Genomic DNA, 22,311 nt, shown 5'->3' on the forward strand with positions numbered 1-22,311 from the left:
CTTGCGCGCGGGTCGAACCCGCGCTAGGCCGTTCTGTCAAGGGATACCGTGCGGGCGCGAGTGATGCAGGTCAGGCGCGCGTCCACTCCAGCAGCCGCTCGAGCGGCCACGTCGTCACGATCCGCTCCTCGGGCACACCGAGCCGCTCGGCGCGCTCGGCCCCGTAGTCGAGGAGCCCCAGCTGCCCTGGGGCGTGGGCATCGCTGTCGATGGCGAACAGGCAGCCCGCCTCGATCGCGAGGGCGATCAGCTCGTCCGGCGGATCCTCGCGCTCCGGTCGCGCGTTGATCTCGACCGCGGTGCCGTGATCGGCGCAGGCGCGGAAGACCGCGGCGGCGTCGAACGTCGACGGCGGGCGCGTGCCCCGCTCGCCGCTGACGAGCCGGCCGGTGACGTGGCCGAGCACGTCCGTGCGCGGATCGGACGCGGCCGCGACCAGCCGCGCCGTCATCTCGCGGCTCGGCATCCGCAGGGTCGAGTGCGCGCTGGCGACCACGACGTCGAGGCGGTCGAGCAGCTCGTCGCTCTGGTCGAGCGAGCCGTCGTCGAGCACGTCGACCTCGATCCCGCTGAGGAGCCGCAGGGGGCCGGTGTCGAGGGTCGCGAGGTGCTCCAACTGCTCCTCGAGGCGCTCGGCGCTCAGTCCGTGCGCGACGCGCAGCCGCGGCGAGTGGTCGGTGAGGGCCAGGTACTCGTGGCCGAGCGTCCGCGCCGCGTCGACCATCGCGGCGACCGGAGTCGCGCCGTCCGACCACTCGCTGTGGCAGTGCAGATCGCCGCGGAGGCGGCTCCGCAGCGCGCTGACCGGCAGCGACGCGGTTCCGCGCAGCTCGGCGAGGTAGTCGGGCACCCGCCCCTCGCGCGCCTGGCTGATCACGGTGAAGGTGGTGTCGCCGATCCCCGCGGCCCGCCGCACGGCCGCGAGGTCGTCGCGCTCGGCGTCGGGCATCGCCTCGAGCACGGCGATCGCCTTCCGGAACGCCTTGGCCCGGTACTTCGAGGCGCGCTCCTGCTCGAGCAGCGCGGCGATCTCGGCGAGTGCCGTCAGTGGGTCCATCAGCCCGGTCTACCAGAGGCTCCGCCGCCGGTCAGCCCCTGCCCTCGACCAGGATCCGCAGGGCGTCGCGCACGAACGCCGCGCCGGTGGCGCCTCCGTAGTGCGCGGCGAAGCGCTCGTCGGCGACGTACATCTCGCCGAGCCCGAGCAGGTACCCGTCGTCGGGGGCTCCGGAGGCGTCCCGCGGGATCCCCGGGACGGAGTCCAGCCAGCGGCGGTGCCGCTCGGCCAGCGCCTGCGCCTCGGGGCCCGCGGGATCCGCGCCCGCCTCGGCCGCGGCCGCCCAGTCGTCGGCCAGCCGCTTCTGCGAGCGCTGCCACTCCTCCTTCTCCGTCGCGCTCATCGAGCGCCACCAGCGGTCGCTGTCCGCGTACGCGGCCGACCCCCAGCGCCGCTCGACCTCGTCCTGGTACCGCGTGTGGTCGAAGCCGTCGAACATCTCGTCCGCCATGAGCTCCTCCCCTCCTCTCATCGTCGTGATCGTCCTGCGCACCGCGGCGATCCGCCGCTGCAGCAGCTCGCCCTCCTCCTCGAGCCGGTCGAGGTGCCGTTCGAGCGCCTCGGCGGCATCGGTCTCGCGGCGGAGGATCCCGGCGATCGCCGGCAGCCCCAGCCCGAGATCGCGCAGCAGCAGGATCCGCTGCAGCCGCACGAGCGCCTCGGCGTCGTAGAAGCGGTATCCGTTCGCCGCCACCCGGCTCGGCTCGAGCAGTCCCTCCGCCCCGTAGTGACGGAGGGTCCTGCTGGTCGTCCCCGCCAGGCGGGCGACCTCGGCGATCGGCCAGTCGCGCATCGGCGCCTCCCTCGGTGCGCACCGGCGGGGTGCCGGCGACGTCTCCGACGGTAGGCGTTGACGGTGCGTCAAGGTCAAGGTCGTCGCCTGGTCAACTGCTGAGCAGACGTTGCCTGCGGGACAGACGCGATATATCGTGTCTCACACCAACTCGCGTTATATCGCGTATCAGCCCCGCCCCACCCGGGCGCAGGAGAAGAGGAGCACCATGTCTCTCGAGAAATGGCTCGTGCAGGCGGGCGAATCGAAGGTCGTCGACCTCGACGTCGTCCGATCGCTCAAGCTCGCCCTGGTCGGAGGTCAGATCGACGTCATCGCGCACGACGAGCCGACCGCCCGCGTCGAGGTGCACAGCGTCAGCGGCCGTGCCCTCAAGATCTCGATGGACGGCGACCGTCTCGAGATCGACCACATCCAGCTGCGCTGGGACACGATCGTCGACGTCGTGAAGGGCCTGGGCCGCCGCGGCGACCGCGCCGACGTCAGCCTCCTCGTCCCCCGCGGCGTCGAGCTCAAGTTCGACACCGTCTCGGCCGACGGCCTGGTCTCGGGTCTGCACAGCGACGCCCGCGTCTCGACCGTCGGCGGCGACATCGTCCTCGACGGCCTGCACGGCGACATCGAGGTCAACACCGTCCACGGCGAGCTCTCGGTGCGCAGCCACACCGGCCGCGTCACCGCGCACACCGTCTCGGGCGACGTCACCGCCGCCGGCGACCTGACCCGCTTCTCCGTCGACGGAGTCTCGGGCAGCGTCTTCGTCGACGCCGAGGGCACCCCCGATCAGATCCAGGCCAACACCGTCAGCGGCGACCTCACCGTGCGGATCGACGAGAGCCTCGGCGCCCGGTACCGCATCAACACCGTCTCGGGCACGCTCCAGCTCGACGGCTCCGTCGTCCGCGGCACCTTCGGCCGCGGCTACACCTCGACCACAGGCTCGCTCGACTCCCAGTGGATCGACATCGCCGCCAACTCGGTCTCGGGAGACGTCACCGTGGTCCGCCGCGTCGCCGCCCCGACCCCGGTCGACGAGCACGCCGGCTGGGGCTCGCCCGATGCAGGCGCACGCCCGACCGACGGAGGCGTGCTGTGAGCCCCGTCTTCGCGCACGGACGCCTGCGCCTCTACCTGCTCAGCCTCCTCGCCGAGTCGCCCAAGCACGGCTACGAGCTCATCCAGGCGCTCAGCGAGCGCTTCGGCGGCACCTACTCCCCGAGCGCCGGCACGGTCTACCCGCGCCTCGCGAAGCTCGAGGAGGAGGGACTCGTCACCAAGGAGGCCGACGGCCGCAAGACGGTCTACTCGATCACCGACGAGGGCCGCGCCGAGCTGTCGAACCGCGCGACCGACCTGGGCGACATCGAGGACGAGCTGACCGACTCCGTCCGCCGCCTGGCCGACGAGGTGCGGCTCGGAGTCGCGGAGGCGATGAAGAGCCTCCGCGCCGACCTGGCGAGCGCCGCCCGCGACGCCCGCGGGCCGTCGGAGCAGCGCACGCCCGAGCACTCGACCGAGGAGCCGCGCCCCCGCGACGCGGAGACCCCTCAGGAGACCGCGCCCGCGGCCGACGCGCGCACCGCCTCCCGGCTCGCGCTGCGCGACGCGGAGGTGCTCCTCACCGAGTTCCGCGACGAGCTGCGGGCCGAGCTCCGCACCGCGGTCTCGCGCGGCGGAGTGACGGCCGAGAGCGTCAGCGCCCTCCGGTCGGCTCTCGAGCAGGCGCGCACGGCGGTCCGCTCGACCCTGAAGTAGCCGCTCCGCAGCACCGCCGACGGCGGGGATCCCTTCGGGGGTCCCCGCCGTTCGTGCGTCCGCCACCCGCGCACCCGCCACCCCCTTGCGCTCCGAGCCCTTACTCCCGCACTCTCTTTCCTATAGGATCTTTTGTGCGTCCAGAGTCGGGCGCCCGAGTGCAAGGGAGCACGATGACCGAAGTCAGCACCGGCGGCGGAGCCCAGACCTGGGACGACGTCGACTGGAATCCCGACAGCTGGACGGCCGAGACGTGGCCCATCGCCACGTGCCTGCACGGCATCCCCCCGGTCGGCCCCGACGGCGTCGCGCTGCACGACGCGGCCCCCGAGGTCTGGGACGACATGTTCGCCCAGGTCGAGCAGGTCGGCTTCACCCTCGCCGAGCTCGCCGACAGCCACGTCCGCCCGGCCGACCTCGAGCCCTCGCGGCGCGACGAGTTCCTCAGCATCGCGCGCTCGCACGGCATCGGCATCCCCTCGGTGCACCTGCAGCGCCAGAGCGTCATCATGCCCGGGCACGAGGAGAAGAACCTCGCCTACGCACACCGCACCATCGACGCGGCCGCCGAGTGGGGCATGAAGGTCTTCTCGACCGGACTGCACCAGCCGTTCAGCGAGGCGCAGAAGCGCGCTCTGTGGTTCTGGACCGCCGAGGGCCCGAAGGACCCCGACGACCCCGAGGTGTGGAACGCCGCCGTCAGCCGCATCCGCGAGCTCGGCAGGCACGCCGCCGACGTCGGCCTGCCGCTCGCCCTCGAGCTCTACGAGGACACCTACCTCGGCACCGCCGACAGCGCCGTCCGCTTCGTCGAGGAGGTGGGCCTCGACAACGTCGGCCTCAACCCCGACGTCGCGAACCTCATCCGCCTGCACCGCCCCGTCGAGAACTGGCGCGAGCTGTTCGCCAAGACGCTCCCCTACGCCAACTACATGCACGTGAAGAACTACACCCGCGACGAGTCGGCCGACGGATCGTGGGCGACCTCGGTCCCCTCGAGCATGGAGGCCGGTCTCGTCAACTACCGCCAGGTCCTCCGCGACGCGGTCGAGGGCGGGTTCCGCGGCATCCTCCTCGCCGAGCACTACGGCGGCGACAGCCTCGGCATGTGCGGGACCAACCAGACCTACATCCGCTCGCTGCTGCCCCGCGCGGCCCGGGCCTAGAAGGAACGAGATCATCATGACGTCACGCAGAATCGCCGTCGTCGGCTCCGGCTACATGGGCGGAGGGATGGCCCAGGTCCTCGCGCTCTCGGGCGCCACCGTCGTCATCGCCGATATCTCCGAGGAGATCGCGCGCAGCAACTACGAGCGCCTCCTCACCGAGACCGCGCAGTTCGTCGCCGACGGCCTGTTCCCCGAGGACGCCGTCGAGCGCATCCGGCAGAACCTCTCGCCCACCATGTCGATCGAGGAGGCCGTCGCCGACGCCGACTTCATCGAGGAGGCGGTGCCCGAGAAGATCGAGATCAAGCACGAGACCCTGCGCCGCATCAGCGCCGCGGCCCGCGCCGACGCGGTCATCGGATCGAACACCTCCACCATCCTGATCGGCTCGCTCGCCGAGGCGGTCACGAACCCCGAGCGCTTCCTCGGCGTGCACTTCTCGAACCCCGCGCCGTTCATCCCCGGCGTCGAGCTGATCCCGCACGAGGGAACCTCCGAGAGCGCGATCGCGCTGGCCGAGGAGATCGTCGCGGCGACGGGCAAGGAGACCGCGCGGGTCAAGGACTCGACCGGCTTCGTGCTCAACCGCCTGCAGTACGCGCTGTTCCACGAGGCGACGCAGATCGTCGAGGAGGGCATCGCGACCCCCGAGGACATCGACACGATCGTCCGCACCACCTTCGGCTTCCGCCTCCCGGTCTTCGGCCCGTTCGCGATCGCCGACATGGCCGGGCTCGACGTCTACGCCTTCTGCTACGCCTCGCTGCAGACCCGCTGGCCCGAGCGCTTCGCGACTCCGGAGTCGCTGGCCGCGCTGGTCGACGCCGGCAGGTTCGGCATCAAGTCGGGCGCCGGCTACCTCGACGTGCCCGCCGACCGCACCGCCGAGCTGATCGCGTACCGCAACCGCGCGTATGTGGCCATCAAGAAGCTCATGGACGAGCTGGGCCCGGCTCCGATCGCCTGACCCGCCGCACCACCCTCCCGACACCGTCGTCAGAAAGGCACCCATGTTCCCCGAGTCCCGCACCGTCGTCCTCACCGGCGCCGCCTCGCCCCGTGGCATCGGCCGCTACTCCGCCCACCACCTCGCCGAGCAGGGCTGGAACGTCGGCATCATCGACCTCCAGGCCGAGGCGGCCGAGGAGGTCGCCGCCGAGATCGCCGAGCAGCACGGCGTGCAGGCCGCCGGCACCGGCGCGAACGTCGCCGACGACGCGCAGGTCCGCGCCGCGTTCGACACCCTCGAGGCGGCGCTGCCTCCGGTCGTGGCCCTCGTCAACCTCGCCGGAGTCGCCTCCCCCGTCTCGTACCTCGAGGTCACCCCCGAGGAGTGGCAGCGCGTCATCGACATCAACCTCAACGGCGTGCACTTCACCACGCGCCGCGCGGTCGAGTCGATGGTGACCCGCGGAGTCGGACGCGTCGTCAGCCTCTCCTCCGTCTCGGCCCAGCGCGGCGGCGGCACGTTCAGCAAGACCGCCTACTCCGCGGCGAAGGCCGGTGTCATCGGCTTCACCCGCAGCGTCGCCCGCGAGCTCGGCCAGCAGGGGATCACGGTCAACGCGATCTCCCCCGGCCCGATCGACACCGACATCATGGGCGGCACCCTCACCGAGGAGCGCAAGACGGCCATGGCGGCCGACGGCGTCCTCCCCCGCATCGGCACCCCGCGCGACATCGCGGCGGCCATCGCGTACCTCATCAGCGAGGACTCCGGCTTCGTGACGGGTCAGACCCTGAACGTCGACGGCGGCCTCTACATGCACTAGCCCCGGATCGGAACCCTCATGAACAAGCTCGTCGGAACGTGGTCGATCGGCCGCTTCATCTTCCTCGGCGTCGGAGTCCTCCTCGTCGGAGTCGGCGCCGCCCAGATCCTGCCCGCTCTCGGCGCCTGACCCTCCCGGGTCCCGCGCCCCTCACTCCGCACCATCGGTCAACCCTCAAAGGAGAGTGCCTTGTCCACCGCTTCGCCGTCCGCGGCCCTCGGATCCAGCCGTGATCCCGCACTGAAATCCGCCATCTCCAAGGCGTCCCGGCATCTCATGCCGATGCTCGTCATCCTCTACTTCGTCGCGTTCCTCGACCGCACCAATGTCGGGTTCGCGGAGGAGGCGCTCTCGGTCGACCGCGGCATCTCCGACGGAGCGTTCGCCCTCGGCGCCGGCATCTTCTTCATCGGCTACGCGATCTTCGAGATCCCGAGCAACCTGCTGCTGAAGCGCTTCGGCGCCCGCTTCTGGCTCGCCCGCATCGCGGTGACCTGGGGCATCGTCGCGGCCTGCTTCGCCTTCACGACCGGCGACACGATGTTCATCATCCTGCGCTTCCTGCTCGGCGTGACGGAGGCAGGGCTCTTCCCGGGCGTCATCATGTTCCTGTCGGAGTGGTTCCCGAACAAGGTCCGCGTCCAGATGTTCTCGATCTTCTACCTGGCGCAGCCGTTCTCGCAGATGCTCGGCGCACCGCTCAGCGGCGGCCTGATCAGCGTCGGCAACCAGGTCACTCCCTGGGAGGGGTGGCAGGTGATGTTCTTCGTCGAGGGCGTGCTCGCGGTGATCGCGGGAATCGCGGCACTGAAGTTCCTGACGAACCACCCGTCGAAGGCGAAGTGGCTGACGCAGGGCGAGAAGGACTCGTTGACCGCCGCGATGGAGCGCGAGGACACGGTGCGGCAGGCCGACGGGCCGACCGGCATCTGGCGCGCGATGGCGAGCTGGAAGGTCTGGTACTTCACGGTCATCTACTTCTGCCTCCAGATCGCGGTCTACGGCACGACCTTCTACCTCCCGCAGCAGGTCGCGAACCTGATCGGCCAGGACGTCGGCTTCCAGGTCGGACTCGTCTCGGCCATCCCGTGGCTCGTCGGCCTCTTCGCCTGCTACTACGTGGGCAAGCACGCCAACACGATCCGCCGCCGCCGCTCCTGGGGCTCGCTGTTCTACATCTTCACCGGCCTCTCGATCTTCGGATCGGCGTGGGCGGGAGCGACGGAGCAGCCGATCCTCGGCCTGCTCTTCATCACCCTCGCGGTGGCGAGCTTCCTCTCGGTCGGACCGATCACCTGGGCCTACCCGACGGCGTTCCTCACCGGCGCGGCCGCCGCGGCCGGCATCGGCCTCATCAACTCGCTGGGCAACCTGGGCGGCTTCGTCGCCCCGCTGATGCGCAACGGCTTCAACGAGGCCGTCCCGACCGACAGCGGGGTCTGGGGAGTCGTCTCCCTCGGCGTCTTCGCCTTCCTCGCCTCGGCGATGATGTTCAGCACCAAGTTCTTCCGCGGCTCCAAGGCGGACGAGCTGCTCGAGACGACGAGCGTGCAGGCGGGCCACTGACCCGCTGTCCGCTCGAAGGCCCGGTCGCTCCGCGCGGCCGGGCCTTCGTCGTGTGCGGCCTCTCCACCCATGCTGATCGAGTAGCCCGCGCAGCGGGCGTATCGAGATCCACGTCCGCCAGAAGACCGAGTCCGAGAACCGATCCGCTGGAGCCGGTGGGTCTCGATACGCCGCCTCGGGCGGCTACTCGACCAGCATGAATTCCGGCGGTCCTGCGCGGCGCCGGCCCGCTCAGCGCACGGAGTCGCGCCGCGAGCGCTCGCGGACGCGCTCGATGTGCGAGCGCATCGCCGCCGCGGCGGCCTCGGGGCCCTCGGCGAACGCGTCGACGATCGCGCGGTGCTCGATGACGGCGTCATCGGCGTCGCTGATGCCGGTCTGCACCGTCTGCCGCATGCGGTGCACCCGCGTCGAGATCGCGTCCGACATGTCGATCAGGAACGGATTGTGCGTCCCCTCGAAGATGAGGTGGTGGAAGTTCCAGTCGACCGCGAAGTACTCCCGCAGCAGCTCGACCGGCAGCTCCCCCGCGGAGGAGGCGGCGCGCACCACCGCGGTCATCTCCTCGTGCTCGATGAGCGCCTGCTGCAGCCGCGGCACGAGCGCCGCCTCGTGGGCCGAGGCGAGCGCCGCGGCGCCGCTCTCGAGCACGAGTCGCGCGTCGAACAGGGCGTCGAGCTGGTCGTCGGCGAGCGGAGGCGCGACCCGGTAGCCCTTGTTGGCCACGCGCGTGACGAGGCCGGTGCGCTCGAGCTGCACGAGCGCCTCCCGCACGGGCGTCGGCGAGACGCCGAGCTCCCGCGCGACGGCGTCGATCGACAGCCGCATGCCCGGCTCGATGCCGGGGCCGAGGAGCACGTCGAGCACGCGGTCGTAGACGTGGTCGCGCAGGCCCCGCCGTTCGATCGACTCCGAACCGGGGAGGCGGAACACGGGGTCGGTCATCAGGGGCCTCGCGGTGTAGTCGGTGGGGGAGGACGCCAGCATACGCAGTCGCGGGCGCCCGTCCCCGAGAAGGGCTAGGCCTTCTCGTACGCGACGATCTCGGCGACCTTCTCGGCCGAGGCGCTCGACGTGTCGAACACGTAGCCGAGCCACTCGCGCACGTTGCGGCGCGCGAGCTCGATGCCGACCACGCGCTGGCCCATGCAGAGCACCTGCGCGTCGTTCGAGAGCACGCTCCGCTCGACCGAGTAGCTGTCGTGGGCGGTCACCGCGCGGATGCCCGGCACCTTGTTCGCCGCGATCGCGACTCCGAGGCCGGTGCCGCAGATCAGCAGGGCCCGGTCGGCCTCGCCGCGCGCCACCCTCTCGGCCGCGGTGGTCGCGACGGTCGGATAGGCGGTGTGCCCGTCGGCGTCGACTCCGACGTCGACCACCGAGACGACGCGGTCGTCGGCCTCGAGATCGCGCTTGAGGATCTCCTTGTAGTCGTAGCCGGCGTCGTCGGATCCGATGACGATCCTCCAGGTGGTGCTCACGGGGTCTCCTTCGTCGAGGCGGTGGTGTCGGTCAGCTGCGCGGCGATCGTCTCGACGATCAGCGCGAACGAGATCGCTCCGGGGTCGGGGGTGCCGAGCGACTTCTCGCCGTGCGAGCGCGCCCTCCCGAGGCCGGGCATGAGGTCGGAGGTTGCGTCGGCGGCGGCGCGGGCACTACCGGCGGCGGTGGTCCAGGCGGAGGCGAGCGCTTCGCCCGCCGAGACCCGCTCGGCCAGGGTGTTCACGAACGGAACGAGCGCGTCGACCATCGTCTTGTCGCCGATCGTCGCCTTGCCGTACTCGCGCACTGCGTCGGAGGCGGCGGTCGCGCCGGCGCTGACGTCCTGCGCGGTCACGGCGCGGTCGTCGCCGAGAGCACCGCCGAGCGTGTTCAGGATGACGCCCCAGAGCGCTCCGGAGGTTCCGCCGGCCCGGTCCGACCAAGCGTCGCCGGCGCGGGCCAGGAGCGACTGCGCGCCGGCGCCGCGCTCGAGCACCGACGCGGCCTCCTCCGCTGCGGCCCGGGCGCCGCGCTTCATGCCGATGCCGTGGTCGCCGTCTCCTGCGATGGAGTCGAGGCGCCCGAGCTCGTCGGCGTTCGCGTCGATCACCGCGCGGACGGCGTCGAGCGCCGAGGCCAGCACGACCGCGGCGGCGCGGGACTCCTCCGTCGACTCGGGCAGCTCCTCCTCCGCGATCTCGTCACTCGAGGCGGCGACCGCCACGAGCGCCCCGCCGTCGACCGACCCCGTGCGGTAGGCCGGGGTGTCGCTCGGAGCGGCCCACAGCGTCTCGAGCTCGTCGTCGACCCAGAAGAGGGTGAGCGAGACGCCCGCCATGTCGAAGCTGGTGCAGAACTCGCCGACCTGCGGGTCGACGAGGGTCACGCCGCGCGCCTCGAGGAGGTCGGCGATCGTGCTGTAGACGACGAAGAGCTCCTCGCTCTTCACCGAGCCGAGACCGTTGAGCACCGGCACGACGCGCGCTCCGTCGATCGAGACGCCCTCGGGGATCTCGGCGTCGGCGAGCAGGTGGGTGACGAACAGCTCGCCCAGCTCGGCCGCGCTCGGGATGTCGACCTCGTCGATGCCGGGCTCGCCGTGGATGCCGAGGCCGACGGCCATCCGTCCCTCGGGGACCGTGAAGAGCGGCTCCTCCGCTCCCGGCAGCGTGCAGCCGGTGAAGGCGACGCCGAGCGAGCGGGAGCGGTCGTTGGCCGCGACGGCGACGCGCTCGACCCCGTCGATGTCGTAGCCGGCGGCGGCCGCGGCGCCCGCGACCTTGAAGACGGTGAGGTCTCCCGCGATCCCGCGGCGCTTGTGCGCCTCGGCGGGCGGGGCGCTGAAGATGTCGTCGGTGACGGTGACGGTGCGGCAGTCGATTCCCTCGGCGCGCACCACGTCCTGCGCGGCGGTGAAGTGCAGCACGTCGCCGGCGTAGTTGCCGTAGCTGAGCAGCACGCCGCGGCCCTGCTCGCTCGCGCGGACGACGCTCTCGACCTGGTGCGCCGACGGCGAGGCGAAGAGGTTGCCCATCGCGGCGCCGTGCGCGAGCCCCGGGCCGACGAGGCCTGCGAACGCGGGGTAGTGGCCGGAGCCGCCTCCGATGACCACGGCGACCTCGGGCTCCTCGGAGCGGGTCGAGCGCGAGACGCCTCCGACGACCTTGCGGACCCAGCGGCCGTTGGCGCGGACGAAGCCGTCCACCATGTCGTCGGCGAAGTCGGCCGGTTCGTTCCAGAGTCGGGTCATGCGCGCGGTGCTCCTCATCATCGAGTCGTGCGGCCCTGCAGCCGAACAGCATCGATCCTATAGGATTCTATCCCGACGGGCCAGTGCGGCACTCACTGCCGACCGACCGCCAGCGCCTCCTCCTCGACGTCGAGGAACGCCAGCGCACTGACCACCGCCGGCTCCTGGTAGCGCCCCTCCGCGCGGGCCTTGAGCACCGCCTCCCGCTCGGCCTCGATCATCACGCGGCGCAGCCGGTTGTACGAGCGGGTGAGCGGCTCGCCGTCGGCCGGAGGGTTCTCGAGTGCGTCGGCGAGGAACGTCGCGTTCCGCCGCAGCCGGTCCAGCACCCGCTCCTCGACTCCGTCCTGCGGCTCCTGGTCGAGTCGCGCGAGGCCGGCGGTCTGCGCCTCGGCGAGCAGCATCTGCTTCTCGACGTGCTCCTGCATCTCGTTCGGAGGCGGCAGCTCGAGCGCGCGGACGAGGCGCGGCAGGGCGAGCCCCTCCACGAGCGTGCCGGCCACGACCACGAAGGCGAGGAACTGGAGGAACGCCCGCTGCGGAGTCTCCTCGGGCAGCAGGAAGGCCGCGGCCAGCGTCACCACTCCGCGGATCCCCGCGAACGAGACCCCGATCGCGGTCGGCCAGGTCCAGCCGCGCTGCTGGAGCCGCCGCGGTCCGTGCCGGAACAGCATCGTCGTCATGCACATCCACAGCACGCGACTGCCGATGAGCGCCGCGAGGATCGCCGCACTGATGCCCACCGTCTCCCCGACCCCGATGCCCGAGTCGGCGGTCGCACCGACGACGGAGGAGAGGCTCAGCCCGATGAACAGGAACACCGCGTTCTCGAGCAGGAACTGGATCGTGCGCCAGTTCAGCGACTCCGCGATGCGCGCCTGCGCGGACTGGATCACCGGCGAGCGGAAGCCGAGGAAGAGCCCGGCGACGACCACCGCGAGCACTCCGGAGCCGTGCAGCAGCTGCGCCGGGATGAAGGCGACGTAGGGCGTCACCAGCGAGAGGCTCGTGTCGAGCACCGACGACTGCACCTGCTTGCGGATGAATCCGAGCACGACGGCGATGACGACGCCCACTCCCGCGCCGACCACGACGGCCAGCACGAAGTCGAGCGCGATGCCGCCGGGCGTCACCGTGCTCACGATCGCGAGCAGGGAGGCGTTCAGCGCGACCAGCGCCGTCGCGTCGTTGAGCAGGCTCTCGCCCTCGAGCACCGTGAGCATGCGCCGAGGGAGGCGGAGCCGCCCCGCGATCGCCGTCACCGCCACCGCGTCGGTCGGCGCCACGATCGCCCCGAACGCGAGGGCGGCGGCGATCGAGATCGCCGGGACGACGGCCCACGCCACCGCACCGACGACCAGCACCGTGAAGACCACGAGCCCCACCGAGAGCAGCAGGATGCTGTCGCCGCGGGCCCGGACGTCGAGCACGGAGGTGCGGATGGCCGCCGCGTAGAGCAGCGGCGGCAGGATCCCGTAGAGGACCACGTCGGGCTCGACCACCACCTCGGGGATCCCGGGCACGAACGAGATCAGCGCCCCCACGAGCACTAACGCGACCGGAGCCGACCAGCCCGCCCGCCCCGAGAGGCCCGTCACGATCACGGTGACGACGACGAACGAGACGATCCAGATGATCGCGACGACCGGTTCCTCCACGGCGGCTCCCCTTCTCCGGCGCACCGCGCGCCTCCGGGGACCATTCTGGCGGCGCGGCGGTGCCCGGCGGCGAGGCGCTAGGCGCGGGACTCGTGCACGTCGCGCGCCTTCGTCACGCGGGCGGAGTCGACGGGGTTCATGCCGAGGACGATCTTGCCGCGGGAGTGCCGCTTCTCGAGGTCGTCGAACGCGTCCTGGATGTGGTCGAACGGGTAGAAGCCCGAGACCAGCACCCGCAGCTTCTGCGCCCCGACCAGCGTCACCAGCTCGCCGAGGATCTCGGTGTCGCGTCGCGCCGTCTCGGGGTCGGGCCAGACGGCCCGCAGCTCGATCTCCTTGCGGTCGTCGCTGGAGTGGAAGCGGCCGGGCTCGATGCCGAGCTCCTGCGCGAGCGCGGCGTTGTCGCCGCCGAAGTTGTCGAGGAACGCGGTCACGCCGTTCGGAGCCGCGGCTCGGATTCGGTCGGCGATCCCGTCGCCGTAGACGATGGGCTTCACGCCGATCTGGCGGAGGTAGTCGAAGTTGCGCTCGCCGCACGTGCCGAGCACCGTCGCTCCGCGGAGCTTCGCGAGCTGGATCTCGAGGCTGCCGACTCCGCCGGCCGCGGCCGACACCACGACGGTGTCGCCCTCGCGCACGCGGACCGCCTCGAGAGCGCGCCAGGCGGTGACCCCCGCGAGGAAGAGGGCGCCGCCCACCTCCCAGCTGACCGAGGCCGGCTTCGCGACCAGGTTCTCGCGGGGCACGACGACGTGGGTCGCGTGCGAGCCGACGAGCGCGTGGCCCACCACCTCGCTGCGCAGCTTCAGATCGGTGACGCCATCGCCGAGCGCGACGACCGTGCCGGCCAGGTCGGTGCCCTGCCGCATGGGGAAGACAGCGGAGTGGTCGGAGTCGAACATCCCCTGCCGGATGAACGCCTCCATGTGGTTCACCCCCGCCGAGAGGACCTCGACGAGCACCTCGCCCGCCCCGGGCTTCGGCCTCTCGACCTCCGCGATCTCGAGGACGTCAGCCCCTCCGAAGCGGGAGTACTGGACGACACGGCTGGAATCGGGACGCAGACGGCTCATGCCCCATCCTCTGCCCATCCCCCCGCAAAAGAGTTACCCCCGAATGGGGACGTGCACTTCTGATCCTTCCGAAGAGCGGCCCCCGACCCCACCCGCGTCAGCAGAGGGGCCTCCCGCATCGGGACACTTCCTCCGAAGAATCGGCCCCTCCTCCCCTGCTGGTCGAGTAGCCGCCGCAGGCGGCGTATCGAGACCCACCGGCTTCAGCGGATCGAGCTTCTGCCCCGCCCTTCTGACGGACAGGGATCTCGATACGCCCGCTGCGCGCGCTACTCGATCAGCAAGGGGGAGAGAACCAGCCCCCTCCCCCCTCCCCCCTCCCCCCAGGAGAGGAGCGGCCAAGAAAGAAGGGGAGGTGGGGGGTGTGCACACGGCACATCCCCCACCTCCCCTTCTTTCTTGGCTAAGAGAACACCGTCTCAGTTGGCGACGCGCAGCGTGACGGCTGCACTGGTCGTGAGGTTCCCGGCCTTGTCCTGGGCCTTGGCCGTCACCTGGTAGCTGCCGTTCGGGTACGAGGCGGAGCTCGCCGAGAGCGTCCACGTGCCGTTCGACTGCTTCACGCCGTTGCCGAGCTTCGTCGATCCCGCGTAGAACGCGACCGCCGTCACTCCGACGTTGTCGCTCGCGGAGGCCACCAGTCGGATGGAGCCGGTGACCGTCGTGCCCGAGGCCGGCGAGGTGATCGCGACCGTGGGCTTCTGGGTGTCGGGCGCCGTCGTCGGAGGCGTGGTGGGCGGCGTGGTCGGAGGCGCCGTGGTGGGAGGCGTCGTCGGCGGCGTGGTGGGAGGAGTGGTCGGCGGCGTCGTGGGCGGCGTGGTCGGCTCCGTCACGGTGCCGGTCGGGAGGGTGCTCACGCCGTAGCCGAAGTAGCGGCCGGCGGTCGCGCGCGTCGGGTCGCCCTGGAAGGTGCGGCCGCGGGTCGTGGCGGCCTTCGCCTGCGCGATGACCTGGGCGCGGATCTGCGTCGGGGTCTTGCCGACGCAGGATCCACCGGAGCTCAGGCAGTCGAGGACGACGCCGCTGACGGCCGCGGCCGCCATGCTCGTGCCGGACTGGATGTACGCGTACGAGCCGCCCTTCTTGGTGGTGTACGGGCACATGCCCGGAGCGGCGATGGTGTGCTTCTGGTCGGCGGCCGAGACGGCGAAGTTGCTGTTGACCGCGACGGTGTCGTCCTTGGTGGTGATCGACGCGCACGGGATCGAGGCGAGTCCGCCGGGCTTGCCGTCGTAGTTCGCGAAGTTCGTCACGGCGAGGGTCTCGTCGTAGGCGGCGGGGATCCAGCCCGCGAGGTCCTCGGAGGTGTTGCCGGCCGAGCCGACGGTGACGACGCCCTTGCTCTCGAGGTCGCAGATCGCCTGGTGGATCACGTCGCCGTTCGAGCGGCCGCAGTTGCCGTCGTCGGTGCCGTAGGTCGCGAGCGACATGTTGACGACCTTGATGTTGTACTTCGCGGCGTTGGCCGACACCCAGTCGAGGGCGCACATCAGGGTCGCGGTGGTGCCGCGGTTGTTCGCGTCGAGCGCACGGACGGAGTAGACGGGAGCGCCGGGGGCGACGCCGACCGTTCCCGAGCCGTTGTCGAGGGCGGCCATGTAGCCCGAGACGCCGGTGCCGTGACCGTTGGCGTCGGCGGCGGTGCCGGACCCGAAGCAGTTGATCTGCTGGGCGAGGTTGTAGTCGGGGTGGGCGCTGACGCCGGAGTCGATGACCGCGACGGCCGGGCCGGAGTAGTTCGTCACTCCGTCGCCCGCGCGCACGGGAGCCTTGTCGGCCTCCGCCGTGAGCACGTGCGAGGGGATCGTCTGGGCCTGGCCCTCGACGACCTGGTCGGCCGAGGCGACGCCGAGGATCCGCGAGTCGGCCTCGAGGAGCGCCTTCTGGCGATCGGTGAGGGTCGCGGTGAATCCGGCGACGCCTCCGTCGTACTGGATCTCGTCGGCGATGCCGAGAGCCGAGACGAGCTGCTGCGAGACCGACTTGGAGTCGACGGTGACGAGGTAGCGGCCGGAGGCGGCCTGGGCGGGGGCGGAGCCGGCGAGGGCGAGGCCGCCGACCACGGCGAGCGCCGTCGCGAGGCCCGCGGCTCGGCGGAGCAGGGATCGGGCCGGCGGCGCGGAGGCCGGAGCGGTGCGAAGGGAGGACACGGGTTCCGTCGATTCTGTCGGCGTCTCGGCCGACGGTTCGGTGGTGGAGTGCGAGGAATCGAGGGCGCACGGACAGGGCGCCCGCGCCGCTGCTGCGGGACTCGGGTAGGCGCCGGGAGGCGGCGTGGAGTGCGGGTCTCTCCGTGCGGTGACGGCCTGAACCGCGCCCGCTCCCCCCGTCGGAGTGACTCGCTCTCGACTCCAACAGACTTCGGGTGATTTCACAGCATCTGGGGTGGCCCCAGTACGGGGGTCATTTGCCCCCCTGTCCCACAAATGATGACCCTTCCGCGCGACCCGGTCGACCCGCCCGCGAAACCCCCGGTCACAGCGCGGGTTCAGCCGCCGTTCGCCCCGCGTCCACGCGGCTTGACTCCCCCTTTGCGCGGAGTAGTGTCGTCGCTCGTGACACACGAGGCGCCGCCGTCCGACGCGGAGGAATTACCCACCGACCCGAACGAGCTCCGCACCGCGAAGCACTTCTTCATCGGCGAGCCGCTGCCCAGCGACAAGCTCGAGGGGCAGCTGCTGCCCAAGCGCCTCGCGCTCCCCATCTTCGCCAGCGACCCGCTCTCCTCCGTGGCCTACGCGCCGCAGGAGCTGCTGATGATCCTGATGCTCGGCGGCCTCTCCTTCCTCACCTTCGCCCCGTGGGTCGCGGCCTGCGTGGTCGTCCTGCTCGTCGTGGTCGTCCTGAGCTACCGGCAGCTCATCAAGGCCTACCCCTCGGGAGGCGGCGACTACGAGGTCGCCCGCACCAACATCGGCGAGACGGCCGGCCTCACGGTCGCCGCGGCGCTCCTCGTCGACTACGTCCTCACGGTGGCGGTCTCGGTCGCCTCGGGAGTGGACAACATCATCTCGGCCGTGCCCGAGCTCGCGCCGCTGCGAGTCGAGCTCGCGATCCTGTTCGTGGTGCTCCTGGCGGCCGTCAACCTCCGCGGCGTCTCGGAGTCGAGCAAGGCCTTCGCCGTCCCCACCTACCTCTTCGTCGCGAGCGTCTTCGTGATGGTCGTCGTCGGACTCGCCCGCACCGCCTTCGGCGACACCCCGGTCGCCGAGTCGGCCGGCTTCACCGTCGAGGGCGAGCAGCTGACGCAGGCCGCGGTCGTCCTCCTCCTCCTGCGCTCCTTCGCGAGCGGGTGCGCCGCGCTGACCGGAGTCGAGGCCATCTCGAACGGCGTCCCCGCGTTCCGCGTGCCCAAGGTCAAGAACGCGCAGCGCACCCTCGTCGCGATGGGCACGATCGCGATCACCCTCTTCGTCGGGCTCACCGCGCTGGCACTGCTCTCGGACGTGCACTACGCAGAGCGCGCCTGCGACCTGGTCGGCTTCGCGAACTGCGAGACGACTCCCCAGCGCTCGGTGATCGCGCAGGTCGCCGCCGCCACCTTCGGCAACAACACGATCCTCTTCTTCGTGATCCAGGCCGCGACCGCCGCGGTGCTGCTGCTGGCCGCCAACACGGCGTTCAACGGCTTCCCGCTGCTCGGCTCCGTCCTCGCCCGCGACGGCTACGCGCCCAAGTCGCTGAACACCCGCGGCGACCGCCTGATCTACTCCAACGGAGTGATCATCCTGGCGCTGGTCGCCGCCATCATCCTGCTCGTCTACCAGGCCTCGCTGACGAGCCTGGTGCAGCTGTACATCATCGGCGTCTTCGTCTCGTTCACCCTCGGCCAGTCGGGGATGGTGAAGCACTGGATCCGGATGATCAGGAACGGCGAGGGCTCGCGCACCGTCTACACCAGCCTCGGCATCAACCTGTTCGGCGCCACCCTCACCTTCGCGGTGCTCGTCGTCGTCACGATCACCAAGTTCACCCACGGCGCCTGGCTCGTCTACCTCGTGATGCCGATCCTCGGCTTCCTGATGGCGGGCGTGTACCGCTACTACCGCGACGTCGAGAAGGAGATCGAGGTCGACCCGACCACGACCTTCGGCGCCAACGGCGACCACGCGATCGTGCTCGTCGGCCGGATGAACAAGCCGACCCTGAAGGCGCTCGACTACGCGATCGCCGCGCGGCACGAGAGCCTCGAGGCGATCCACTCCTCCATCGACGACGCGCAGACCGCGCAGCTCAAGGCCGACTGGGCGAGCATGGACATCGAGGTGCCGCTGCGCTGCATCGCCTCGCCCTACCGCGACATCTCCTACCCGCTGATCAAGTACATCAAGGCGCACCGCCTCGAGCACGGGTCCGAGATAATCACCGTCTACATGCCGCAGTACATCGTCGGGCACTGGTGGGAGACGCCGCTGCACAACCACAAGTCGCGCCGCATCCGGCAGAAGCTCCTGCTCGTGCACGGCGTGACCGTGGCGCTGGTGCCGTGGCTGCTCGACTCCTCCGAGGTGATCTACGGGCGCCGGTCGCGCCCCATCCCCGGTCAGGCCCGCCGCGGCGAGCCGGTCCGCCCGGTCACGCGCCGCCCGATCCCGCCCGCCTCGGTGCTGCCGAAGGGCGCCGCCGGCGAGGGCGCGCCGCGGCGGCCGCAGGAGCGACCCTCCGCCGCCGCGCGCAACCGCGCCAAGCGCCGCTGACCGGCGGCCTCCGGGAGGAGCTCCCGGGCAGAGGTAGAGGGCCCGCGGCTCAGCCTGCGGGCCCTCGATTTCCCCTTGTGCCTTCCCCCGAAGGCGGCCCGCCCCAACGGGCCACCTCGACGGTATCGGCGGGCTATGCACCTGCGCATCCTCCTCACGACGGATCCGCTCCTGCTTCAGGACGAGGCACCGGCAGGCCCGCGAGCCGCCACAGCAGCGCCACGACGACGAGCGCGACGGCGGTCCAGCTGACCACGAGGATCGCCGCGTCGACCACGTACGAGCGGTACTCCTCCTCGAACGGGTCGAGACCGGTCCCCGCGAGCACGATCCCGGCCGGCACGATCGCCGCCGCGAGCACGGCCGTCCACGCGGCGAGCCTGGCCGGCCCTCGGCCGTCCTCCTTGATCGGATGCGGCCGCCGTGTGACGTACCAGACCGCCGCTCCGATCGCGAGGCCGAGCAGACCCAGCACCCCGCTCGCGTACTGCGCCCACTTGTAGCCGGGGAACGGGCCGAACTGCTGCTGCAGGAAGGGCGCCGCCGCGACGAACGGCCCGCCCAGGTGGGTGAAGCCGTCCCAGAGCACGTGGCTGGCCGATCCGATCACCAGGCCCGCCGCCGCGAGCAGCAGCGTCACGGTCCACGCGCGGGCGCCCCGCGGTCGCCGCGGGGGCGGGCGGAGGCGGACCCGCACGATCCACGGGGCGAGGTCGCGCCAGGCAGGCGCGAGCAGCACGCTCCAGAGCAGGAGGCCGAGCGCGCCGAGGAGCAGATCGACCGTCACGACGCCGAGGAGCGAGTGGGTCGACTCCCGCGCCCAGCGCACCGGCAGGTAGAGGCCGACATCGGGCACCATCGCGCCGACGGCCACCGCGGCGGCCGGGATGCGCCCGTTCGAGAACGCGAGAGCGACGACGGCGTGGCTCGGCGTGAACGGCATAGTGCACGGTATCCCGGTCGCCCGACGCGCGGTGCGTTCAGCGCCCGGGGGCGTCCGACGCGACGCCGTCGGGCTCCTCGGAGGGCGGAGGGGAGTCCGCCTCGGCCGGCTCGCCCGGTCGCCCCGCGGCGCCGATCGCGAAGAAGGTGATCCCGACCGGGAGGAACGCGATCCAGGCCGAGTTCCCGGTGAGGACGAGCACGGCGCACACCGCGAGGAACACGCCTCCGAGCACCATGAACGCGGCCTGCTGCCCCCTGGGTGCGCCCTCGTCCGATCGCGTCATCCTCCGACGCTACGTCGGCGATCCCTCCTCCGCGTCCGTCGCTGGTCGGAGAGCGCACGGCCCCCTTGCGGGAGGGAGCTCCGAGCGGGGCGACCGTAGAATCGCACGATGGTCCGGCCCGCCGGGCGGGGTGCGACGGATCGGAGCGGTGTGCGGAAGACGTTCGCGATCCTCCGACTCGCACTCGCGGGCCTGGGCGCCGTGGGCCTCGTCGCCGACTTCTTCTACACGCTGGGCTTCCGCGCCTTCCAGATCGACAACTTCTTCGCCTACTTCACGACGCAGTCGAACATGGCCGGAGTCGTCGTGCTCGGCCTCTCGGGCCTCCTCGGCCTCGCCCGCGAGCGCGAGCCGCGCTGGCTCAGCAGCCTCCGCGCGCTGGTGCTGACCTACATCGTCGTCTCGGGCATCGTCTTCGGGCTCATCGCGGTCGAGGCCAACAACCGCGGGGTGCGGGTCGACGTGCCCTGGTCGAGCGCGCTCCTGCACTTCGTCATCCCGACGATCGCCCTGCTCGACTGGCTCCTCGGGCCGGGGCGGCACCCGGTGCGCTGGCGCTCGGCCCTCACCGTCCTCGGCTTCCCGATCGTCTGGGGCGTGATCACCCTCGTCCGCGGCGCGCTGATCGGCTGGTACCCCTACTTCTTCCTCGACCCGGGTCAGGTCGACGGGCCGGTCGCCTTCGTGCTCTACGACGTGATCGTGCTCGGCCTCATCTCGGGCATCGCGGCCTTCGTCGTCGCCCTCAGCCGGGTGCGCCCCCTCGGCGCCGCGCGCAGCACGGAGTGGCGGGGCCCGCTGGCGAGGCTGCGCGAACTCGTCAGCCGGAGACGGCGGCGAACGGCTCCAGCGCCGTCTGCGCGACCGTGAGCAGCTCGTCGTCGCTCAGCGCCTGCAGCGACAGCGCCTGATCGGCCCCGAACACTCCGACGAGGACGGCCTCCCCCGTGACCGGCTGCAGGTTCACCCACTCGGTGATGCCCGCCTCGGACCCCACGAGCGACCAGCGCGAGGCGGTCACGGCCTCGACGTCCCAGAACGGCTCGTCGAAGCGCAGCCAGAGCGAGTCGACCACTCCCGAGCCCAGCGCCGCGATCGCCGCCCGGTGCGCGAACGGCAGGGCGGGGTCGAAGGCGATCGCGTCGGTCTGCAGCACTCCGATCGGCACGGTGATCAGGACGCGGTCGGCGGTGAACGACTCCCCCGTCGCCAGACGCACGCTCGCGCCGTCCTCGTCGTAGCCGATGCCGCTGACGACGGCGCGCAGCGACACCTCGACGTCCTCGAGCAGGGTCTCGACGAGGGGCGCGAGTCCGTCCGTCAGGCTGCTGTCGGAGGCGTCGCTGAGATCCTCCGCGGTGGTCGCGGCCGACGCGTCGCCCAGCCCGTACCAGGCCGACAGCTCGGCGGTCGCGGCGCCCGTGCGCAGGGCGGCGCTCCCGGCGAGGTAGGCGGCCACCCGCTCGGCGTCGCCGTCGCCGCCGCCCGGCTCCGCGCTCGCCGGGTCGGGGGCGCCCGAGCCCGCGAAGGCCTCGGTCAGGGGCAGGTCCTCCTGCTGCTCGGCGCCCCACTCGAGAGCGCGGGTCAGGGCCTCGGGGCCGGTGGTCTGCACGTCGAGGTCACCGCCGTCGGCGGCCACCGAGCGGACGGTCGCGAGGTCGATGGCCGAGAGGGAGATCCCCGCGTCGAGCACGCTCTCGCGCAGCGCCGGGCCGGCCTCGGTCAGCGCCCAGGCGCCGGTGTCGACGGCGATCGGCCAGCCGTCGGGCGTCGAGGTCGCGATGCGGCCGCCGACGCGGTCGCGCGCCTCGACGAGGGTCACGTCGTAGCCGGCGTCGAGGAGGCGCCGCGCCGCGATCGCGCCGGCCAGCCCCGCGCCGATGATCGCGATGCGCTCGCCGTCGGCCGCGATCGCGGCGATCTCGCCCGCCGCGCGCACGCCGGAGTTCCAGGCCCCCTGCAGCGTCGCCGGCGCCTCGGTGTCGGTGGCCTCGCCCGCGAAGAACAGCCGGTCGAGCACGTTCTGCGCGAGGTCGTCGCGGTGCTCGGGCGTCGCTCCGACGGGCAGGTACGAGACGGAGCCCAGCGAGTACGGGTCGGTGCCCCAGGCGGAGCGCACGAACGCGGCGGGCGTCGGGACGGCGGTCGTGCTCACCGTCGGGACGGGCGCCTTCGTGACCGAGCGCGTCGGCGTCGGGCGCGGCGGCGTGCACCCCGCGAGGACCAGGAGGCCGACGCCCGTGGCGGCTCCCGACAGGAAGGTGCGGCGTCCGATCGTCATCCCCGTCATCCTACGTTCTCGGCCGTGCC

The 22,311-nt window shown here is 71.7% G+C and carries 19 protein-coding genes; 8 read left to right on the forward strand and 11 right to left on the reverse strand.

The features are described 5' to 3' along the window. Positions 1–70 precede the first annotated feature (70 nt). Positions 71–1,057: a PHP domain-containing protein gene (locus GRS92_RS15075; protein WP_159857859.1), complete on the reverse strand. Its 987-nt coding sequence runs from the start codon at positions 1,055–1,057 to the stop codon at positions 71–73. 31 nt (positions 1,058–1,088) lie between these two features. Further along, complete coding sequence (locus GRS92_RS15080) at positions 1,089–1,850, reverse strand: MerR family transcriptional regulator (protein WP_159857861.1); 762 nt, start codon at positions 1,848–1,850, stop codon at positions 1,089–1,091. Between the two features lie 208 nt (positions 1,851–2,058). On the opposite strand from GRS92_RS15080, the gene GRS92_RS15085 reads away from it, so the two are divergent. The 6 genes from GRS92_RS15085 (at position 2,059) to GRS92_RS15110 (ending at position 8,112) form a co-directional block, all read left to right on the forward strand. Beyond that, complete coding sequence (locus tag GRS92_RS15085; protein ID WP_235022051.1) at positions 2,059–2,946, forward strand: hypothetical protein; 888 nt, start codon at positions 2,059–2,061, stop codon at positions 2,944–2,946. Further along, entirely contained in the window at positions 2,943–3,605 is a 663-nt protein-coding gene (locus tag GRS92_RS15090) for a PadR family transcriptional regulator (RefSeq protein ID WP_159857863.1), read from the forward strand. Before GRS92_RS15085 ends, GRS92_RS15090 begins: the two co-directional genes overlap by 4 nt. A 173-nt stretch (positions 3,606–3,778) precedes the next feature. Further along, complete coding sequence (locus GRS92_RS15095) at positions 3,779–4,771, forward strand: sugar phosphate isomerase/epimerase family protein (RefSeq protein WP_159857865.1); 993 nt, start codon at positions 3,779–3,781, stop codon at positions 4,769–4,771. A 16-nt stretch (positions 4,772–4,787) separates the two neighbouring features. Beyond that, on the forward strand, positions 4,788–5,741 hold the full coding sequence (locus GRS92_RS15100) for a 3-hydroxyacyl-CoA dehydrogenase family protein (RefSeq protein WP_159857867.1): 954 nt from the start codon (positions 4,788–4,790) through the stop codon (positions 5,739–5,741). 43 nt (positions 5,742–5,784) lie between these two features. Continuing rightward, positions 5,785–6,546 carry an SDR family NAD(P)-dependent oxidoreductase gene (locus GRS92_RS15105; protein ID WP_159857869.1) on the forward strand — a complete coding sequence of 254 codons (762 nt, stop codon included), beginning with the start codon at positions 5,785–5,787 and terminating at the stop codon, positions 6,544–6,546. Positions 6,547–6,822: 276 nt separating this feature from the next. Further along, positions 6,823–8,112, forward strand: a complete 1,290-nt coding sequence (locus tag GRS92_RS15110; RefSeq protein WP_159857871.1) for an MFS transporter — start codon at positions 6,823–6,825, stop codon at positions 8,110–8,112. Positions 8,113–8,343: 231 nt separating this feature from the next. Here the strand turns inward: GRS92_RS15110 and GRS92_RS15115 are convergent, their stop codons facing one another. From GRS92_RS15115 to GRS92_RS15140, 6 genes are all read right to left on the reverse strand, one after another. Next, the gene (locus GRS92_RS15115) at positions 8,344–9,057 is read right to left on the reverse strand and encodes a GntR family transcriptional regulator (RefSeq protein WP_159857873.1); all 714 of its coding nucleotides are present in this window, start codon (positions 9,055–9,057) and stop codon (positions 8,344–8,346) included. Between the two features lie 74 nt (positions 9,058–9,131). Further along, positions 9,132–9,593 carry a ribose-5-phosphate isomerase gene (locus GRS92_RS15120; protein WP_159857875.1) on the reverse strand — a complete coding sequence of 154 codons (462 nt, stop codon included), beginning with the start codon at positions 9,591–9,593 and terminating at the stop codon, positions 9,132–9,134. Then, positions 9,590–11,344, reverse strand: a complete 1,755-nt coding sequence (locus GRS92_RS15125; protein ID WP_159857877.1) for a dihydroxyacetone kinase family protein — start codon at positions 11,342–11,344, stop codon at positions 9,590–9,592. The genes GRS92_RS15120 and GRS92_RS15125 overlap by 4 nt, the downstream gene beginning before the upstream one ends. Positions 11,345–11,436: 92 nt before the next feature. After that, the gene (locus GRS92_RS15130; RefSeq protein ID WP_159857879.1) at positions 11,437–13,002 is read right to left on the reverse strand and encodes a cation:proton antiporter; all 1,566 of its coding nucleotides are present in this window, start codon (positions 13,000–13,002) and stop codon (positions 11,437–11,439) included. 77 nt (positions 13,003–13,079) lie between these two features. Then, positions 13,080–14,075 (reverse strand): NADP-dependent oxidoreductase, encoded by a 996-nt coding sequence (locus GRS92_RS15135; protein WP_159857881.1) that lies wholly within the window; start codon positions 14,073–14,075, stop codon positions 13,080–13,082. Between the two features lie 419 nt (positions 14,076–14,494). Next, positions 14,495–16,225: an Ig-like domain-containing protein gene (locus tag GRS92_RS15140; protein ID WP_159857883.1), complete on the reverse strand. Its 1,731-nt coding sequence runs from the start codon at positions 16,223–16,225 to the stop codon at positions 14,495–14,497. A 486-nt stretch (positions 16,226–16,711) separates the two neighbouring features. On the opposite strand from GRS92_RS15140, the gene GRS92_RS15145 reads away from it, so the two are divergent. After that, on the forward strand, positions 16,712–18,772 hold the full coding sequence (locus GRS92_RS15145; RefSeq protein WP_235022056.1) for an APC family permease: 2,061 nt from the start codon (positions 16,712–16,714) through the stop codon (positions 18,770–18,772). Between the two features lie 154 nt (positions 18,773–18,926). Here the strand turns inward: GRS92_RS15145 and GRS92_RS15150 are convergent, their stop codons facing one another. Next, on the reverse strand, positions 18,927–19,715 hold the full coding sequence (locus tag GRS92_RS15150; RefSeq protein WP_159857887.1) for a DUF4184 family protein: 789 nt from the start codon (positions 19,713–19,715) through the stop codon (positions 18,927–18,929). Between the two features lie 37 nt (positions 19,716–19,752). Further along, positions 19,753–20,001, reverse strand: coding sequence for a hypothetical protein (locus GRS92_RS15155; RefSeq protein WP_159857889.1), 249 nt, complete (start codon positions 19,999–20,001; stop codon positions 19,753–19,755). Positions 20,002–20,109: 108 nt separating this feature from the next. Between GRS92_RS15155 and GRS92_RS15160 the strand changes: the two genes are divergently transcribed. Further along, complete coding sequence (locus GRS92_RS15160) at positions 20,110–20,871, forward strand: Pr6Pr family membrane protein (protein ID WP_159857891.1); 762 nt, start codon at positions 20,110–20,112, stop codon at positions 20,869–20,871. Here the strand turns inward: GRS92_RS15160 and GRS92_RS15165 are convergent. Beyond that, complete coding sequence (locus GRS92_RS15165) at positions 20,822–22,282, reverse strand: NAD(P)/FAD-dependent oxidoreductase (protein WP_159987803.1); 1,461 nt, start codon at positions 22,280–22,282, stop codon at positions 20,822–20,824. The genes GRS92_RS15160 and GRS92_RS15165 overlap by 50 nt on opposite strands. Between the last annotated feature and the right edge of the window lie 29 nt (positions 22,283–22,311).

It is taken from the genome of Rathayibacter sp. VKM Ac-2754, from assembly GCF_009807095.1.
Classification (GTDB): domain Bacteria; phylum Actinomycetota; class Actinomycetes; order Actinomycetales; family Microbacteriaceae; genus Rathayibacter.

What these genes read in the sequence shown, in the direction of transcription:
- GRS92_RS15100 (WP_159857867.1), top strand. Translation starts at nt 4,788, where the DNA reads ATGACGTCACGCAGAATCGCCGTCGTCGGCTCCGGCTACATGGGCGGA.
- GRS92_RS15095 (WP_159857865.1), top strand. Translation starts at nt 3,779, where the DNA reads ATGACCGAAGTCAGCACCGGCGGCGGAGCCCAGACCTGGGACGACGTC.
- GRS92_RS15165 (WP_159987803.1), bottom strand. Translation starts at nt 22,282, where the DNA reads ATGACGATCGGACGCCGCACCTTCCTGTCGGGAGCCGCCACGGGCGTC.
- GRS92_RS15155 (WP_159857889.1), bottom strand. Translation starts at nt 20,001, where the DNA reads ATGACGCGATCGGACGAGGGCGCACCCAGGGGGCAGCAGGCCGCGTTC.
- GRS92_RS15110 (WP_159857871.1), top strand. Translation starts at nt 6,823, where the DNA reads ATGCCGATGCTCGTCATCCTCTACTTCGTCGCGTTCCTCGACCGCACC.
- GRS92_RS15115 (WP_159857873.1), bottom strand. Translation starts at nt 9,057, where the DNA reads ATGACCGACCCCGTGTTCCGCCTCCCCGGTTCGGAGTCGATCGAACGG.
- GRS92_RS15085 (WP_235022051.1), top strand. Translation starts at nt 2,059, where the DNA reads ATGTCTCTCGAGAAATGGCTCGTGCAGGCGGGCGAATCGAAGGTCGTC.
- GRS92_RS15075 (WP_159857859.1), bottom strand. Translation starts at nt 1,057, where the DNA reads ATGGACCCACTGACGGCACTCGCCGAGATCGCCGCGCTGCTCGAGCAG.
- GRS92_RS15150 (WP_159857887.1), bottom strand. Translation starts at nt 19,715, where the DNA reads ATGCCGTTCACGCCGAGCCACGCCGTCGTCGCTCTCGCGTTCTCGAAC.
- GRS92_RS15105 (WP_159857869.1), top strand. Translation starts at nt 5,785, where the DNA reads ATGTTCCCCGAGTCCCGCACCGTCGTCCTCACCGGCGCCGCCTCGCCC.
- GRS92_RS15135 (WP_159857881.1), bottom strand. Translation starts at nt 14,075, where the DNA reads ATGAGCCGTCTGCGTCCCGATTCCAGCCGTGTCGTCCAGTACTCCCGC.
- GRS92_RS15080 (WP_159857861.1), bottom strand. Translation starts at nt 1,850, where the DNA reads ATGCGCGACTGGCCGATCGCCGAGGTCGCCCGCCTGGCGGGGACGACC.
- GRS92_RS15125 (WP_159857877.1), bottom strand. Translation starts at nt 11,344, where the DNA reads ATGACCCGACTCTGGAACGAACCGGCCGACTTCGCCGACGACATGGTG.
- GRS92_RS15160 (WP_159857891.1), top strand. Translation starts at nt 20,110, where the DNA reads ATGGTCCGGCCCGCCGGGCGGGGTGCGACGGATCGGAGCGGTGTGCGG.